Consider the following 15,862-nt stretch of genomic DNA (forward strand, 5'->3'; position numbering starts at 1 on the left):
CTTGCTAACCATCTTGACAAATCCTGTTTGAAATGGAATGAATCAGCCCTGCTTTTTAAGGGGGGTTGGGGGGATCTAAGACTTTGAAAACACGCCCTAGCCCTTCTTAAAAAGGCTACCGTGTACACACAAATCTTTTAGAGTTGTTGCGTAACGTAGGGAAGGTTAATTTTTGCAGGTCGATGCATTAAAGGTGCAGGTCGATGCATCAAAGGTGCAGGTCGATGCATTAAAGGTGCAAGTCGATGCATTAAAGGTACAAGTCGATGCATTAAAGGTGCAGGTCAATGCATCAAAGGTGCAGGGCGATGCATTAAAGGTGCAGGTCGATGCATTAAAGGTGCAAGTCAATGCATTAAAGCTACAAGTCGATGCATTAAAGTTTAATTACCAAGCTTCGCTAACCAACGAGCAGCATCTTTGGCATGATAAGTCAAAATCAAGTCAGCGCCAGCCCGTTTAAAGCCAGTCAATGTTTCTATTACCACCCGTTCTTCGTCAATCCAACCGTTGAGGGCAGCAGCTTTAACCATCGAGTATTCGCCAGAAACGTTGTAAGCAGCAACGGGTAAGTTGCTTGCTTCCTTAACGCGCCAGATAATATCCATGTAGGCCAAGGCTGGCTTGACCATTAACATATCTGCACCTTCGGTAATGTCGAGTTCGATTTCTCTTAAGGCTTCACGACCGTTACCGGAGTCCATTTGGTAGGTTCTGCGATCGCCAAATTGCGGTGTTGAGTCGGCGGCATCGCGGAAAGGCCCGTAGTAAGCCGAGGCATACTTGGCGGCGTAAGATAATATCGGCGTATCTTGGTAGCCTGCTTCATCTAAACCCAAACGAATGGCTTGCACGAAACCATCCATCATTCCAGATGGCGCGATGATATCTGCACCTGCTTTGACTTGTGAAACTGCCGTTTTTTTCAGCAATTCCAGCGTTGGGTCGTTGAGAACTCGACCCGTCAAATCTCCTACTTCTAAATAGCCGCAGTGACCATGACTAGTGTATTCGCACAAGCAAGTATCGACGATAACGATTAAGTTAGGTACGGCTTCTTTAACGGCAGTAGCAGCTTTTTGAACGATCCCGCAATCGTGCCAAGCGCCCGTTGCATCTGAATCCTTATCTTCAGGAATGCCAAATAAAATAATGGCTGGAATGCCGAGGTCGTAGACTTCCTTCGCTTCTTCCACTATTTTGTCTACAGAAAGCTGGTAAACTCCAGGCATGGATTTGACTTCGTTACCGATCGCCTCACCCGGTACAGCAAAAAGCGGGTAGATTAAATCGCTAGTTGTCAGAACGTTTTCGCGCACCATCCGCCGCAATTGGGGATGGCTTCTTAGCCGACGCGGGCGATGAATTGGAAACATAGTATTAAAATGAACGATTAAAGGCTTTATTTAGCCAATAGACTTCTTGCAGAAATGGGTAAAGGGTAAGGGGTAAAGGGGAAAGCGGCGAGCGAAAAAACCCTTTCCCTTTAATCGTATTTTTCTGTCTCTCCTCTGCCCCCCTGCTCCTCTGCTCCTCTGCTCCTCTGCCCCTCTGCCCCCCTGCCTACACAGCGACAGGATATTTTTTTGAGTTGCAACTCCCTAACTACGCTGGACTGTCTGGAAAATTTCAGCCAAAATCTCTGTAGCTCCCTGTTGCCGCAATTTATGAGCTAATCGAATACCTAAATTTTCTGCCTCGCTAACAGTACCCGTAACAGAATCTTTAACTAGACGTTTGCCATCGACGCTGGCGACTAACCCTGTTAATGTCAGTGTATTTTCGTCTAGCTGCGTATCAACACCAATTGGTACTTGGCAGCCACCTTCTAGTTCTCGCAAGAAGGCACGTTCGGCTAAAACGCGATCGCGAGTATGAACGTGTTCGATTGCTTTGAGTAATGACAGCACTTGCAAATCGTCAGCGCGGCATTCAATCCCTAACGCTCCCTGTCCGACGGCATAAAGAGAGAGTTCGGTTGGCAGAATTTGATGAATGCGATCGCTCATCCCCAATCGCTGCAAGCCTGCTGCTGCCAAAATCAGCACATCGTACTCTCCATCATCCAACTTTGCCAAGCGCGTATTTAAGTTGCCGCGCACATCCTTAAAAGTAAAATGGGGGAAGTGATAACGCAATTGGGCAAGGCGGCGCAGAGAAGAAGTGCCGATAACTGTGCCTTCTGGCAGCGTATCGATTTGCTTATCTTTGTGCTTTTGATGCACGACTAAAGCATCTGCTGGATTTTCCCGTTCTGTTACGGCTGCTAACGCTAACCCCTCTGGCAAGCAGGTTGGCAGATCCTTGAGAGAGTGAACCGCAAAGTCAATCTCCAAGTTCAGCATTCCTAATTCAAGTTCCTTGGTGAATAATCCCTTATCGCCAATCTTGGCTAAGGCCACATCTAAGATGTTGTCGCCTTGGGTGGACATGGTGTGAACTTCAAAGGAAATATCGGGAAAGTGTTTTTGGAGTTGTTCTCGAACCCAGTAAGTTTGCACGAGTGCGAGTTGGCTTTTACGAGAACCGATGCGGATGGTGCGAATGGGACTGGAAATGTTAGATGAAGCGGGTTGCACTGAAGTCATAGCTTTTAGTTGAGATTATTTGACCAAATAATTCGTAATTCGTAATTCGTAATTAAAGAGGGTACAAGCCCCCACCATAATCTTTGATTTGGTGGTGCAACAATTCAGTGTGAGTTCAAGCTCAGACTGATTGCAACTACGAATTACGAATTAGTAATTACGAATTGGAGCGCAGCGACTTGATGCGTAGTTGAGCTGCTTGACTGTCTCGAAAAAGAAAGCAACATTCTCTTCTGGAGTGTTCGGTAAAATCCCGTGACCGAGATTGAGGATGTGCTTCTGATTCCCCGCTTTGCGGATCGTGTCCAGAATGCGATCGCGGATTAGCTCTTTAGTACCGAACAACACGCAGGGATCGATATTTCCTTGGACTCCAATATTTGCGCCGAGTCGCTGCCGTGCTACTGCCATATCTACAGTCCAGTCCACGCTAATGATATCGACACCCGATTGCGCCATTAACTCTAAGATTCCAGCACTGTTGTTGATATACAAAATCAGGGGCGTGTCCGGGTGCGTTGCTTTCACCTGTTGCACGACTTGTTGCAGGTAAGGTAGAGAAAACGTTTGGAAATCTTCAGGGCTGAGTTGTCCCGCCCAAGAGTCAAACAGTTGTACGATTTGGGCACCGGCATCAATTTGGTAGCGGGCGTAAACTGCGATCGCATCTGCCAGCTTTCCTAAAAATTGATGCAGCATCGCAGGTTGACAGAAAGCCATCCTTTTGATGATTGCGTAGTCTTTCGAGCTTTTACCTTCAATTGCATAGGCAGCTAGCGTCCAAGGAGCGCCAACAAAGCCCAAGACGGTAGCTTGACCGTTAACTTCTTGGCGTAGCGTCTTCAGAATTTGCTGCACGAAGGGTAAAGAAGCTTCGGGATCGAGGTCAGTCAGCGCTTCAATTTGGGCTGGCGTGCGGATTGGCTGCTCAAAGATTGGCCCTTTACTTTCGATAATGTCAAAGGAGATACCCATACCAGGTAACGGCGTGAGGATATCTGAGAACATGATCACCCCATCGGGTTGGAAGGCACGGAACGGTTGCAGCGAGATTTCCACGGCTAAATCAGGGTTCTCGGAGCGATCGCGGAACGAAGGATACTTCTGACGCAAGTCTCGATAAACTTTCATATAGCGACCTGCTTGGCGCATCACCCATACCGGAGGGCGATCGAGTACCTCACCTCGCGCTGCTTGCAGTAACGTATAATTCTCCATACATTTCTCCTAAATTCAATAATTTCTTGTCATTTCCAGGCAAAGTATGCAGAATTGCCTTGAATAATTTGAGATGAAGCTAAAAATTATGGCGTTGCAATGGATCTACTTAAGCAATAGACTTCTTGCAAAAGTCGGGGTAAAGGGTAAAGAAACTCAAAACCTTTTCCCTAAGAGTGCAAAAACATATTTTTGCAAGAGACTCCATGAGCTGCGCTCACAAGGAACAATGAAAATGTCTTTTCCTCCTGCCTCCTGCCTCCTGCCTCCTGCCTCCTGCCTTCTGCCTCCTGCCTTAATAAGACAAAAGCTGTTCATAAGCGATCGCTCACTATGGCTGAAACAAACCATTCTGTTTTCTCAGAAGAAGGTGGCATTAAATTTCCGTTCGAGTTATCTGATTGGCTCCGATCGGGTTTCATTAAAGTTCCGTTCGAGTTATCTGATTGATTCTGATCAGGTTTCATACCCCATCCCATCGCCAAACATTTTTGCCGAAGTTTGCGATAAGCAAGAGATAAATTATCACAAGGAACGTGAACTTCGTCTGACAACTTATCGGGGACTGCCATCGGATATTCAGACTCAACCACTCCCTTATCTTCCATTACAACTTTGTAAGCTGCTCGTTGAAATATGCCATCGGCCCAAGGGAAAGTTAAAAAACTGCGAAACTGAATTCGCTTGGTAATAGTGGTGCGATCGTCAACAGGAACATGCACAGTAAAATTAACCAGCTTGCCACGACCGAAGTCAACCACTAACCGAGTGATATTAGGCATATAAAAGCCTAGAGTCACCTTCACATTGGCTTTCAATGGGCGAAACACAAAGGCGAAAAGGTCTTTTGCTTTGGTGTAATCTCTGATATTAACTTTGGCGTGACCCTCCCAGTCCCCTACATTCAGCTCGTAATCTTCCATTTTTTGCTCTAATGCAAACCCATTGCCGAAGGACTTGGAATGAATAATAGATACGTGAGACATATCCATATCATTCTCTAGCGTGCGGGTGTAGTGAGTGTTCAGTTCGTATTCAAAGAAAATTTTCTGTAGGCTTGGGTCTTCAAATTCTGGCAAGGGTGGGATTGGTGGACGCTCTTCTTCTGGTAAGTCTCCATAAAATAGCCAGATAAAACCGTATTTTTCCTGTATTGGATAGCTATCTACGCGAGCATTCTTAGGAATAGGAATTCCGGGTTGATTAGCAGGAATATTAATACATTTCCCATCTGCTTGAAACTTCCAGGCATGATAGGGGCAATGGATACAATCATCTTTTACCCAACCGAGAGATAAGGCAGCACCACGATGGGGACACCGATCTTGGAGAGCTATCAGTTGTCCTTTAGCGTTACGGTAAAAGACAAATTTCTGATTGAATATCCGAACTTGCTTGGGCTTTGTAGTAACGGCGGTGCTGAACTCACAAGCGTACCAGAAGTTTTTTAACATACTTACTTCCTGCTATTGCTATTAAGAATCATGGATTTTCTTAAGTTACGCTTTGAGCAATAACTTCTTCAACTTTTGTATGGACTTCAATACTTTCAAGTCTCATTTGAGCAACTTTGAAATGTTCCCGGTTCAGTTGAGCAACATTGATGTTTTTTGCTGCTATCTCTACGCTGCTGATTGATAGGGAGGATGTTTCGGCAACAAAATTAGATGATGTTTCGGCAACAAAACTTGATGATATTTCGGCAACAAAACTTGATGATATTTCGGCAACAAAATTAGATGATGCTTGGGCAACAAAACTAGATTGCACCTCTGGCGTATCTAGATTAAACAACTCTTGCAGAACTTGAAGGACAAGGCGTTGAGCTTCTACATCTCGCTGCGTCCGCAGTTGCACCATCGGTTCGTGGAGAATTTTGTTGATAATCCTTTGAGTTAAGGCTTCGACAGCTTCTTGATGTTTTTTAGCAAAATCAGACCCCATACGGGACAAAGCTTTTTCTAACTCTTGTTCACGAATTTTTTCGAGTTTGTCCCGTAAACAGCTAATAATGGAAACGGTTTCTCGCGATCGCAACCAAGTTTGAAATGCTTCTAAATCCTCTTGGATTAATGCTTGCGCTTCTATTGCCATTTGCCGACGACTTTCTTGATTCTGGGCAACGACAGTTTTTAAATCATCAACATTAAACACCCGCACGTGAGGTAACTCATTAACGTCCGCATCAACGTTACGAGGCACTGAAATATCGACCAGCATCAAAGGCTGTTCGGGTTGCAATGCAGCTTTGAGTTTTGCTTTGTCGAGTAAGGGTTCAACTGAAGCAGTGCTGGTAAAAACCAAATCGGAAGCTGCCACTAAGGACATCAATTCAGCGAGTGGATAATATTGCACTCCAGCATCACTAAATTGATTCGCCAATTCCTCAGCTCGTTCAATGGAACGATTGACAATTGAAATTTGAGTTGCGCCTTTAGAGATTAGATGTTGCACCAGTCGCCGAGCCATGTTACCAGCGCCGACAATTGTCACTCGGCAAGCCGATAACTTTTCTACTTTGATCTGGGCTAATTCTACTGCCGCAGAGCTAACCGAAACCGCACCCGTACCTATTGATGTTTGCGTTCTCACCCGTTTTGCAGTGGTAACGGCTTGCTTGAACAACTGATTGAGGATGCGTTCGCCCTGATTGTATTGCTGAACCAGTTGGTAGGCGTGTTTGACTTGGGCTAGAATTTGTCCTTCTCCCAACACCAAGCTATCCAAACCGGAAGCAACTTGCATCAAATGCTTAACAGCATCTTGCTGTAGCAGAGTAAACAAGTATTGCTGCAAGTCTGCAAAAGGCAGTTTACTGTACTCGCAAAGAAACTCTGTCACCTCTTGAGCTGCCCGATCTATCTGGTTTACAACTACGTAAATTTCTAAACGATTGCAAGTGCTAAGAATGGCAGCTTCTTCAATGTGAGAGTATTTACACAGCTGGGCGATCGCGTTTTCAATTCGTTCTTCTGGAATACTCAGTTTTTCCCGAATTTCAACCGGAGCTGTTTTGTGACTAAGACCTACAAGTGCGATATTCATGTTTCCTCCTCTGAAGTTTGTCTTCTTCTAGAGCCTCGGTCAAGTAATATGGATGGTTCTAAACAAGATGATTGAGAAGTGACTTATACTGCGATCGCAGACTTAGTAGCAACATTCTCAACGAGTTGGTTTTCCTGTGGTGCGATCTGTTCGTACTCAAAAAAGCCAGAGTTAAATATTCCTTTGGGATCGTACTTATTTTTGATTTGATTAACTTTTGGCCAGTAATCGCCAAATTGGCTTTGCCACTGTTGAATAGTAAAATCTATCCAGCAAGTTAGATATCTTTTTCCGCCCATCTCTAAACTCAGGTTACTGAGCTTTTTCAATTCAGCTAAGATCGGTTGAACTTGCGATTTCGGAATGCTGGGATAAATTCCAAACCCAAAAATTAGTTCTTCCTCTTGCGGTAAACGAAACATCGGCATGGTGTTATTCCGGTTTACCAAGCAAAAGCAGCCCATTTGCGCTTTACTAATATCGAGAAAAGAAGGCAACTGTTTCAGAGCCGTTTCGATGTAATCTTTAGCCGATGACGCGGGAAGAAAAACATCCATCCAAGGGTGAGCGATATCCTTACTATCTACTTGAATCATCGGTTCGATGAATTGTGCAAATCCCAAGTCTTCAGTATGGATATGACGGTAAAAATTTAAGCCAGCAAGGATTTCTTTGTCATCAATAACCTCAAGAGAATTTGCTTCAACAGTAATCCGCAACGTGTAAAACCATTGAATCAAAGGTTGCATTATTCCTGTTGCCCTAGATACTCCTTGCAAACAGGGAACTGGGAAAGATACAAGATGATCCACCCTTTGTTCGGTGACTAAAACCCGTTTGTCATCCAAAAGAGCATCTAGGTTGTCATAGAACAACAAATACGTGCGGGTTTGGGAAGGGTAAACTTTGAGTTTGTGCTGAACTTGGGTAATAATTCCAAACTGACCGTAACCGCAAAGTACGTGATTAAAAAGTTCGCTGTTTTCTTCAGGCGAACACCAGAGAATCTCGCCTTCTGCGGTTACAACTTCTACACCAAGACAATTATCAGCTTGATTTCCGTAACGAAAAGAGGCTGCACCTATACCACCCGCAGAATGCGTTCCTCCTACAGAAACACCAAAATAATTGGTTAATACGGGAGGAACTAAACCATCAGGAATACAAGCATCGATTACTTGATTCCAAGAAGTCCCCGCATCAGCTTTAAACCAGAGTTGGTCTTTTTGGATATCTCGAATTTTATCGAGATTTCTCATATTTAAAACGATTCCATCTTCGTTTAAAGATTGACCGCCTAACGAATGTCCCGCAGCGCGTGAAGAAACTACTAATCCTTTTTGAGCGGCATATTTGACAGTTTGGGCAATATCGTTAGCGTTTTGAGGAGTGACAACAACTTGAGGAGACTTTTGGAATATACCACCAAAATCTTCGGAAACTTCTGTCAAAATTTCTGAAGCGTTGCTGACTTCACCTGCAATCAAATGCTTGAGGTCTTGAACAATGCCATTCATAAAAGTTACGATCCTTTAGAAAGAGATGTTTTTAAAAGATTCATCCCAATCTGCAAGATTTTAGGAGTCAAGCGAATCAAATCGAGAATATGAGAAAACAAACTCGGTGTTTTTTGTGGCTTTACTTCTAACCCTTTGGCAGGTCTTTCATACTTGAACATACAAACGCAGTCACCATCTGCTTGCTTGCTAATAATTGCGGCTTTCATCCCAGGAAATGCTCTCCTGGTTGCTTCTTGTTCCATCTCGCAAATAACTCGGCAAGGGCTTTCAAGTCCATATTCTTTGGCAATTGAAAGAACCGGGCAAACTCGTTGAATTTCTAGTGCAGCATCTTTTCCTTCTTGGGAAATATCTACGACTTGCATTTTGAAGCCCATGATCCGAAAGATCGGAATTGCATCGGTAAAGCCTTTGGCTATGGTGGTATTGTCAATGAAAGCACCCATGAACGCTTTTTGATGACCAGGGTAGGCTAACATCATTTGTTCAAAAGCTGCATCTTCTCCAATTTCATCTGACAGTTTCTTGTAGGCTGCAAATCGATTCCTAAACATACTCACTGCTTTGGAGGAATCCATTTGCATCACATCGTTCATGGTAATGTCGCCAATACCTATAACGTTATCCATTGCCAGTTCTCCGTGTTTGTTACTCATTTAAATGACCTAAAAAAAACGAGCTAATCAATGGCTGATTACTGCTAAATTTTAGATAGCGATCGCCATAAACTTTTTTGCTCCTAAAATCCTACGATTGACAACATAAACAGCAATTTATCTCCTGAGTAATTCAGGGCTAGCATGTCCTTGGTGATTCAGGACTAGCATGAATTGAACTCCAGAAATATAGTAAAATGATCGTTAACGTTAGGTATCTGCTAGCAAACATACACAGGAATACAATGTCAACTTCTTGCACCTGCTTGATGGAGAGATGACTCAACCATTGAACTTGGAAAAACTTGCTAATTTCAGTTTTGAAGTTGGCGAATTCAGTTGAGTTATACCAGCGAAATAATTTGTTAATTTTTAGCAAAATACTTGTCGGCAATTTTTCCATAAACACCTTGTTACTTCCTATTTAGAGGCTATCTCTAAAGAAATTTAAAGAGTAAAAATTAGGCGATTCTTATACCATTTCACTCAATTCTTGATACAAATTACTTCTCTTACTTTCCCTGGCTCAAGAGCCTACCCTGCTCAAGAACAGGCTGCCATCTGTATCAATCTTCAGGTGATATCAGGTTCGGTTAAATACTTATAACATCTGTAGGTTGGGTTGAGGAACGAAACCCAACGCTTGATCCTTGTTCATGTTAGGTTTCACTGCCGTTCAACCCAACCTAAATTGATAAATTCTATTATAAGTAATTACACGAACTTGATATGAAACGGTATTAGCCCTCTTTTTCTCACTTTGGGAGAACCCAATCAATGAAAGCCTTTCAGAGCTTAAATCTCTAGGTTTTGGTTACAAATTTTAGTCCCTGTTAGAAAATAAACACTCAAAGCTTGACTCAATCAAAGTTTCAGAATCTTGCTTCGATTATTGTTTTCCGAGAGCAACAAAACAGGGTTAGGATTTGGGTAGCCAACATTTTTGATCGGCTGCTGTTTTCAAATCTGCTCTTGACCGTTTTTACACCCATTCCTGGGGATTTCTCAGTACCTCTAGAAGCTTTGCTTCTTGACTATCAGCCGTGGGTTGGTCATTATAGTTCCAAAAAGCTTCTCCAGGCATACAATTAAGAACACTTTGTGTACTCACGATGCCGCTTTCCAATCCGAATCGAACACCTCTGTCATGCAGTAGAATAAATTCGGCATAACGTCCGCGTCTGATGCGCTGCCAATATTTCTCCTGTTCCGTAAACTCCATATCCTTACGTTGTTTGACAATCGGAAAATAAGCAGGGATGAAAGCTTCAGAACAAGTTTTTACAAAGGAAAGTAAAGTTTCGACATCGGAATGTTGTAAATTGTCAAAGAAAATTCCACCTACACCTCTACACTCACTGCGATGAGGAAGATAAAAGTATTCATCACACCACTTTTTCAAGCGTGGATAGAGTTCTGGATCGTGGCGATCGCAAGCTGCTTTATGTACTTGATGAAAATGAACTGCATCTTCTTCAAATAAGTAAATTGGTGTTAAATCACCTCCACCGCCAAACCACCAAGAACCAGGTTCAGTGCCATCACCCAGTTGGAAGTAGCGATAGTTAACGTGTGCTGTCGGTATCATTGGATTAGATCCATTAATGACAACACTGGTACTCGTAGCGAAGAAAGAAGTACCTTTTTGATCTGGCGTTATAGTTGTTGGGTCTGCCATCACAACATCAGATCCTCGGAAAGTCACACCAGGAGGTAACTCACCCTGCATCGATACGTAGTTGATACCTACTTTTTCAAATACATTCCCATTCCGCAGCGACTTGTCAATATATATAGCACCATTACTGTTTTCACCTTGTACCCATTGGCCTCTTTCATCTCTTGTCCAGCGTTGTTCGTCAAGTTTACTTCCATCTATTTCTTCAATAGTTTGGCAAACATTATCGAACATATCTAGCAAAAAACTTTCAACTCTATTACTAATTGGTGGTTGCTTGACTGCTGGATTTTCAAGAATTTGAACCATGACAACTGACCTCGTAGTGACTAAATAGTTATTTGCAAAAAAAGAATTTTGGAATCTAGAAAAATTGGAAGTTGCTTCTCAACCTTTCATCTTGAGGTTTCATTGATTAAGTATGTTTGCTTTGTAGCAAAAGTCTGGGAAGGAAAGAGCTAGCATTTCGCGTTAATTACTTTTGGTTTTCGCGTTACCTAAGTCCTTTCGCTATCTATCTTTTTACTTTAGTCAGGTTTTTACTAGTGAAGATATAGAATTTTAGGAAAATTATAAAAAAATATTAAAAACGTAACTGCCTAGTTTGGAGAAGAAAAATAAGATAACTTCAATAGCTATAACCAGTCACACTTCAAATCAGTTTTTGACATTATTTTGACTTAACTAAAAAATAAGTTATTTTTAGCTAATATTTAACTTAAACATAATCAATATCTCAGTCTTTAGATAGAAGACAGACTATTATTGGAAATTATGGGTGTTTGTACTATTTTTTTAGCTTTTTCAAAATTCGAGACTTCCAGAAAATAAAATATACAATTATTTAAAATGATAATCATTTTTATAAGCGAAAAATATGCAAGATAAATATCTGCACTCAAGAGCAACTTAGGAGCAGCCGCACAAGCGACGCACCACCTACTACGAATGAAATAAACACTTTCTTTCCCTACTCTCCATATTTCTTGAAAGTGCAGTAGGACATGGCTTTTTTAGTTAAATGCATCCATAAAGTAAGTTTGACTGACTAGCTTAATAACTGGATGCTTATCATACCTAGTCATAAGTTTTAGCAAAATATAATGCTGTTTTAACCAGATCAAAAATATTTTTATTTCAATGATTATCTTAAATTCAGTTTCGGGTATTTTTTTGAGGTTGAATCTTGGCAGGTCGCTTGAGACTATACCCTAAATCATTTAATTTGACACGAATTGTTTCCGAAGTTGGTAATTCTTCATCATTGTAACCAAATTTATCGATTAATTGATGTCTCACTTCAGTAGCAGAAAGACATGTATACAGTCTTTGGCTTTTGCAACTTGGGTTTATTTGGCTTTGTAAATCGACAATTTTTTTGATATCTTCTAAAAGATTTGGTAGTTTTGCTTCTGCTTTATAACGTCCTCTACTTCGATAATTATCTACGCAAGTTATATTAGTAGTTAATTCTTTAATTCCTTTACTAATAGTTACACGATTCCATCCTAACTCTCGCTCCGCTAGAGACTGTCCCCCATGTCCTAATGCCACAACTGTTTGTGCTATAAATTTACGTTTGTCCGCACCTTTTAATTGCTGTGCGGTTTCCTTCAACAACTTTTTCAGTGAATCCGTTAATTGTATTGACACCTCTATCTACCCAAAAATCAAATCATCATTAAATTTACTACAAAAAGGCGAGAGAGAGGCTAATAACGGCAATCTCTCCTGTCTTTATATAATGATTATTATTACTATAATTGTATATTTTATTTTCTGGAAATTTCTTAAAATACGTGCAGTGTTGTCACTACTAAATAACTTTTTTCTTAACTTCACTAGTCTTTACTGGTGAAATTTTTTAGAAAACTTACCCTAGATCACAAAGGACTTTTGAACTTTCGTTTTTTGTAACCTGGATGCATAAGGAGGAGCAAGAGGCATATACGGTGATTAAAGGTAGTATGCCGAAAGCGCTTAAGTTTCGGTTTAAAGCGCTCTGTGCACAATATGGATTAAAGATGAGTGAAGTCTTGGAAGTATTAATCAGCGAATGGGTAAAAGCTGATGGCCCAACTTCTTCTTTCATGACTAACACCTTAGATGAAGACCGAGACGATATCACGCATATCAAGGCATACATTCCCTCCTCCCTGAAGATACAATTTAAAGTTCTTTGTGCTCAAAGAGAGGTTATGCAACGCTTTATCCTCCACAACCTTATTCGTGAATGGGTAGAAACAACCCAGGAAAGAAACTTGCCATGAATCTATTATTTCGTTCAACTAACATCGACAAACCTAACAAAAGTAGGCAATTAAGTCTAAAGAGTAGTAATCCCTTTATCCAACTGATATTTAATAGGGACACTATATCTGAGACTCGCAAGCTTCTAGATAGAGCTATAGTATCTGCTGCCAAAGATACATTACCAAACTGCAAGCCACCTGCCTTAACTCCCTCCCACTGGATCTGGCAACTTGCCGCTTCCTACCATTTAACTCACTCTACTGGGCTATTAATGGAAGAAGCAGCTGGGCGCTTTGCTAGATTGGGACGCTGGAGTTTAGCACAGTGGGCAGCACAGAAAGCTCGTGAAGAACAAGGTCACGATCGCCTCGCCTTGCTTGATATTCAGTCGATGGGATATGAGGCGGAAGCTGTAGTCAAAGCACTCCTCCCTCCGACTGCTATGGCTTTGCTGAGTTTCTTCACTCAGAGCGTACAAGCAGCAGATCCAATTGGTTGCGTTGGGTATTGCTATACGATGGAACGTCTAGCAATGAATATCAAAGCAGAGCATATCCAACAAGTGGAAGCGATACTACCAGCTAATACCTATGCTACTCGCTGCCTGCGAATGCACAGTTGTTTAGGTAGTGACGTAAAGCATGTGGATGAGACAGTTAAAATAGTGGCAGCACTAAGTTCAGAGGAGCGCACTAACATAACTGTCGCCTGCTATGAAACCGCACTGTTGTACTTCGGCTCGCTTAAGGAGAAGTATATATCAGAAGTGGAATTACAGCAGGTATTGAATCAGTTGAGGTTAGATCCTTGTAGTCAGAATAATTCTATTCCTCAATACGTTTGCTAGTGCAGAGAGCGCTGAACAATGATTAATTTGTTGGCGTTGCAGAGAGAAGCGGGATGATTTAGCAAATTATAAAATCTCTCCGTCTGCTTCCCCTGTATAAGAACTGCTTGCTACAATTCATCCACTTGTTGTGGAATGCCAATTTGTTTAACCAATTCTTAATCACATACTTGAAACAACCTGAGGAAAATACAATGAACGTCGCAATCACAAGCATTGGGCAGCAACTTTTTGCCTGGAAATCTTTTAGATACTTCTTGAAGCACAACTTCGAGACTTGGTTTCAAGTTCCGAATGACGACGAAATTGAACTGGAAGACTTTTTGAAAGATCAATTCGGCCAAGGACTATTTTTTAATATTCCTTCCTCTTTCTAAGCTTTCGTGAGAGGGTAAGATAAAGCGCATTTTGTCAATCAGTCAAAATACTCTTTAGACCTCAGTAGAGCGAAAATAGCGATCGCTTGGGCGCGGGCACTCCGCGCCATCACTCAATTATTAAAGCAAATAATATATAAGTTTTTCATCTTATTTAGGTGATTATCTAATTTCAGATCATCACCTAAATAATTACTAGATGTTAACGCAATATTTACAGCTTTTTAACCTCTCTTTATACAACCATAGCTATATTGCGATTGGGAAGTTTTACTGAATTTCTGTAACTTTAACAGAAACAATTGTAGTTTGTTTAGACAAATAAATAGTAACAAATGAAGAAGTCTGATTTTCTCAGGGCTATTCTAACTATTGCTGTACCAACAGCAATATCTTTCACTCTGCTTAATTATCTACAAAAGCCACTAACAGCCCAAACCTCAAGTGTTCATCTAAGAATGGGCAATCCTAGTAATGCTGGCAGTAGTTACAGTAATCTTTTGTTGAGCAAATCTCAATACGCAGTTTCTTACAATTGCTACAGAGGGACATCAAATTGGGTAAGTTGGCAGCTAAACACATCATGGCTAGGAAGCGCACCTCGCCAAGATGATTTTCGTGCTGATACTACATTACCTTCAAGCTGCTACCGAGTTACTTCTTCCGATTACACTGGTAGCGGTTTTGATAGGGGACACATGACTGCTTCAGCAGATAGGACAAATACAGTTACCAATAACTCTGCTACTTTTTTAATGACGAATATAATTCCTCAGTCACCTGATAATAATCAGGGGCCTTGGGCTGCACTAGAAAACTATTCTAGAGACTTAGTAAACCAGGGGAAAGAACTCTATATTATTTCGGGTTCCTATGGCACTGGTGGAACTGGGTCGAATGGAACAAAAAACACAATTGCTAATGGTAACGTTACAGTTCCGACCAGAACATGGAAGGTTATTGTAGTATTAAATTCATCAAATTCTGATGCTAGCAGCGTCACTACTAATACAAGAGTAATTGCAGTGAATATGCCTAATTCGCAGGGAATTAGAAATGATAACTGGACAAACTACAGAGTTAGTGTTGATTCCATTGAAACAAACACTGGTTACAATTTACTCTCTAATGTTTCTTCGTCTGTTCAAAGTGTAATTGAGTCTAGAGTTGACAATTTGTAAGGATACTTACTTCACTTAAAACTTAAAGCCTGTCTGTAAATTATAGACAGGCTGGTGTTTGATTAGTTAGGTTTCTACAACTTTTGTCGAAATTCCGCCTAAATCTTTATCTGGAGTTTTACCAACAATATAGACATCAATACTTATCGTACCTAGGCGATAAACCTTGATATTAGTGAGGCAATCTCTTAGTGTTTTGACAAGTGATTTAAACTTTGGCACATTTTGTTGTTGTATTTCATCGTGCCATTCTTTTTCTTGGGTACAGTTCCGAAAAAAATAATCTAGTTCTACTTCTTCAACTGATGTTTCTTGAGGATGTCCTGTTAACTGGAGAAGTTTTTGAGCGGTCATTGGTTCTTGCGCTTGATTAGACCACAAAAAAGCTTCAAAAGGATATTCTGATTCACTTATCATTAACAAACCATCGGAGGCTTGTTTAAGTTTTCCCGTAATCTCGTTAGTCATAAAATTTATTTATGGTTATGAGCATTGATTT

General features: G+C 41.3%; 13 protein-coding genes and 2 pseudogenes. 5 read left to right on the forward strand and 10 right to left on the reverse strand.

Going from position 1 to position 15,862, the window contains the following annotated elements; translation table 11 throughout:
• The first annotated feature begins 172 nt into the window (after positions 1 to 172).
• Positions 173 to 463 (forward strand): hypothetical protein, encoded by a 291-nt coding sequence (locus V7K84_RS02855; RefSeq protein ID WP_334836205.1) that lies wholly within the window; start codon positions 173 to 175, stop codon positions 461 to 463.
• Here V7K84_RS02855 and hemB read toward each other — a convergent pair.
• The 9 genes and pseudogenes from hemB to V7K84_RS02900 all read right to left on the reverse strand — a co-directional run.
• Positions 384 to 1,376, reverse strand: a complete 993-nt coding sequence (gene hemB, locus V7K84_RS02860; protein ID WP_334836207.1) for a porphobilinogen synthase — start codon at positions 1,374 to 1,376, stop codon at positions 384 to 386. The genes V7K84_RS02855 and hemB overlap by 80 nt on opposite strands.
• A 225-nt stretch (positions 1,377 to 1,601) precedes the next feature.
• Positions 1,602 to 2,588: a hydroxymethylbilane synthase gene (gene hemC / locus V7K84_RS02865; RefSeq protein WP_334836209.1), complete on the reverse strand. Its 987-nt coding sequence runs from the start codon at positions 2,586 to 2,588 to the stop codon at positions 1,602 to 1,604.
• Positions 2,589 to 2,738: 150 nt separating this feature from the next.
• On the reverse strand, positions 2,739 to 3,806 hold the full coding sequence (gene hemE, locus V7K84_RS02870) for a uroporphyrinogen decarboxylase (protein WP_334836211.1): 1,068 nt from the start codon (positions 3,804 to 3,806) through the stop codon (positions 2,739 to 2,741).
• A gap of 314 nt (positions 3,807 to 4,120) precedes the next feature.
• Complete coding sequence (locus V7K84_RS02875) at positions 4,121 to 5,260, reverse strand: aromatic ring-hydroxylating dioxygenase subunit alpha (protein ID WP_334836213.1); 1,140 nt, start codon at positions 5,258 to 5,260, stop codon at positions 4,121 to 4,123.
• A 307-nt stretch (positions 5,261 to 5,567) separates the two neighbouring features.
• A pseudogene (locus V7K84_RS02880) lies at positions 5,568 to 6,851 on the reverse strand (glutamyl-tRNA reductase); the annotation flags it as partial.
• An 83-nt stretch (positions 6,852 to 6,934) separates the two neighbouring features.
• Positions 6,935 to 8,368, reverse strand: a complete 1,434-nt coding sequence (locus V7K84_RS02885; RefSeq protein ID WP_334836215.1) for an FAD-binding protein — start codon at positions 8,366 to 8,368, stop codon at positions 6,935 to 6,937.
• A gap of 5 nt (positions 8,369 to 8,373) precedes the next feature.
• The gene (locus tag V7K84_RS02890; protein WP_334836217.1) at positions 8,374 to 9,027 is read right to left on the reverse strand and encodes an L-2-amino-thiazoline-4-carboxylic acid hydrolase; all 654 of its coding nucleotides are present in this window, start codon (positions 9,025 to 9,027) and stop codon (positions 8,374 to 8,376) included.
• A 982-nt stretch (positions 9,028 to 10,009) separates the two neighbouring features.
• A complete protein-coding gene (hemF, locus tag V7K84_RS02895; protein ID WP_099100160.1) occupies positions 10,010 to 11,014 on the reverse strand; it encodes an oxygen-dependent coproporphyrinogen oxidase in 1,005 nt (334 codons plus the stop codon).
• A gap of 845 nt (positions 11,015 to 11,859) precedes the next feature.
• Positions 11,860 to 12,352, reverse strand: a pseudogene (locus V7K84_RS02900) (ISAzo13-like element transposase-related protein); the annotation flags it as partial.
• Between the two features lie 377 nt (positions 12,353 to 12,729).
• Between V7K84_RS02900 and V7K84_RS02905 the strand changes: the two are divergent.
• From V7K84_RS02905 to V7K84_RS02920, 4 genes are all read left to right on the forward strand, one after another.
• Positions 12,730 to 12,975 carry a hypothetical protein gene (locus V7K84_RS02905; RefSeq protein WP_258169471.1) on the forward strand — a complete coding sequence of 82 codons (246 nt, stop codon included), beginning with the start codon at positions 12,730 to 12,732 and terminating at the stop codon, positions 12,973 to 12,975.
• Positions 12,972 to 13,805, forward strand: a complete 834-nt coding sequence (locus V7K84_RS02910) for a hypothetical protein (RefSeq protein ID WP_334836220.1) — start codon at positions 12,972 to 12,974, stop codon at positions 13,803 to 13,805. Before V7K84_RS02905 ends, V7K84_RS02910 begins: the two co-directional genes overlap by 4 nt.
• Before the next feature lie 194 nt (positions 13,806 to 13,999).
• Entirely contained in the window at positions 14,000 to 14,182 is a 183-nt protein-coding gene (locus V7K84_RS02915) for a hypothetical protein (protein ID WP_334836221.1), read from the forward strand.
• Between the two features lie 335 nt (positions 14,183 to 14,517).
• The gene (locus tag V7K84_RS02920) at positions 14,518 to 15,363 is read left to right on the forward strand and encodes a DNA/RNA non-specific endonuclease (protein WP_334836223.1); all 846 of its coding nucleotides are present in this window, start codon (positions 14,518 to 14,520) and stop codon (positions 15,361 to 15,363) included.
• A 66-nt stretch (positions 15,364 to 15,429) separates the two neighbouring features.
• On the opposite strand, the gene V7K84_RS02925 is transcribed toward V7K84_RS02920, so the two are convergent.
• Entirely contained in the window at positions 15,430 to 15,831 is a 402-nt protein-coding gene (locus tag V7K84_RS02925; protein ID WP_334836225.1) for a nuclease A inhibitor family protein, read from the reverse strand.
• Positions 15,832 to 15,862: the final 31 nt, after the last annotated feature.

Origin of the sequence: Nostoc sp. (assembly GCF_036917315.1) — a bacterium.
GTDB lineage: Bacteria > Cyanobacteriota > Cyanobacteriia > Cyanobacteriales > Nostocaceae > Nostoc.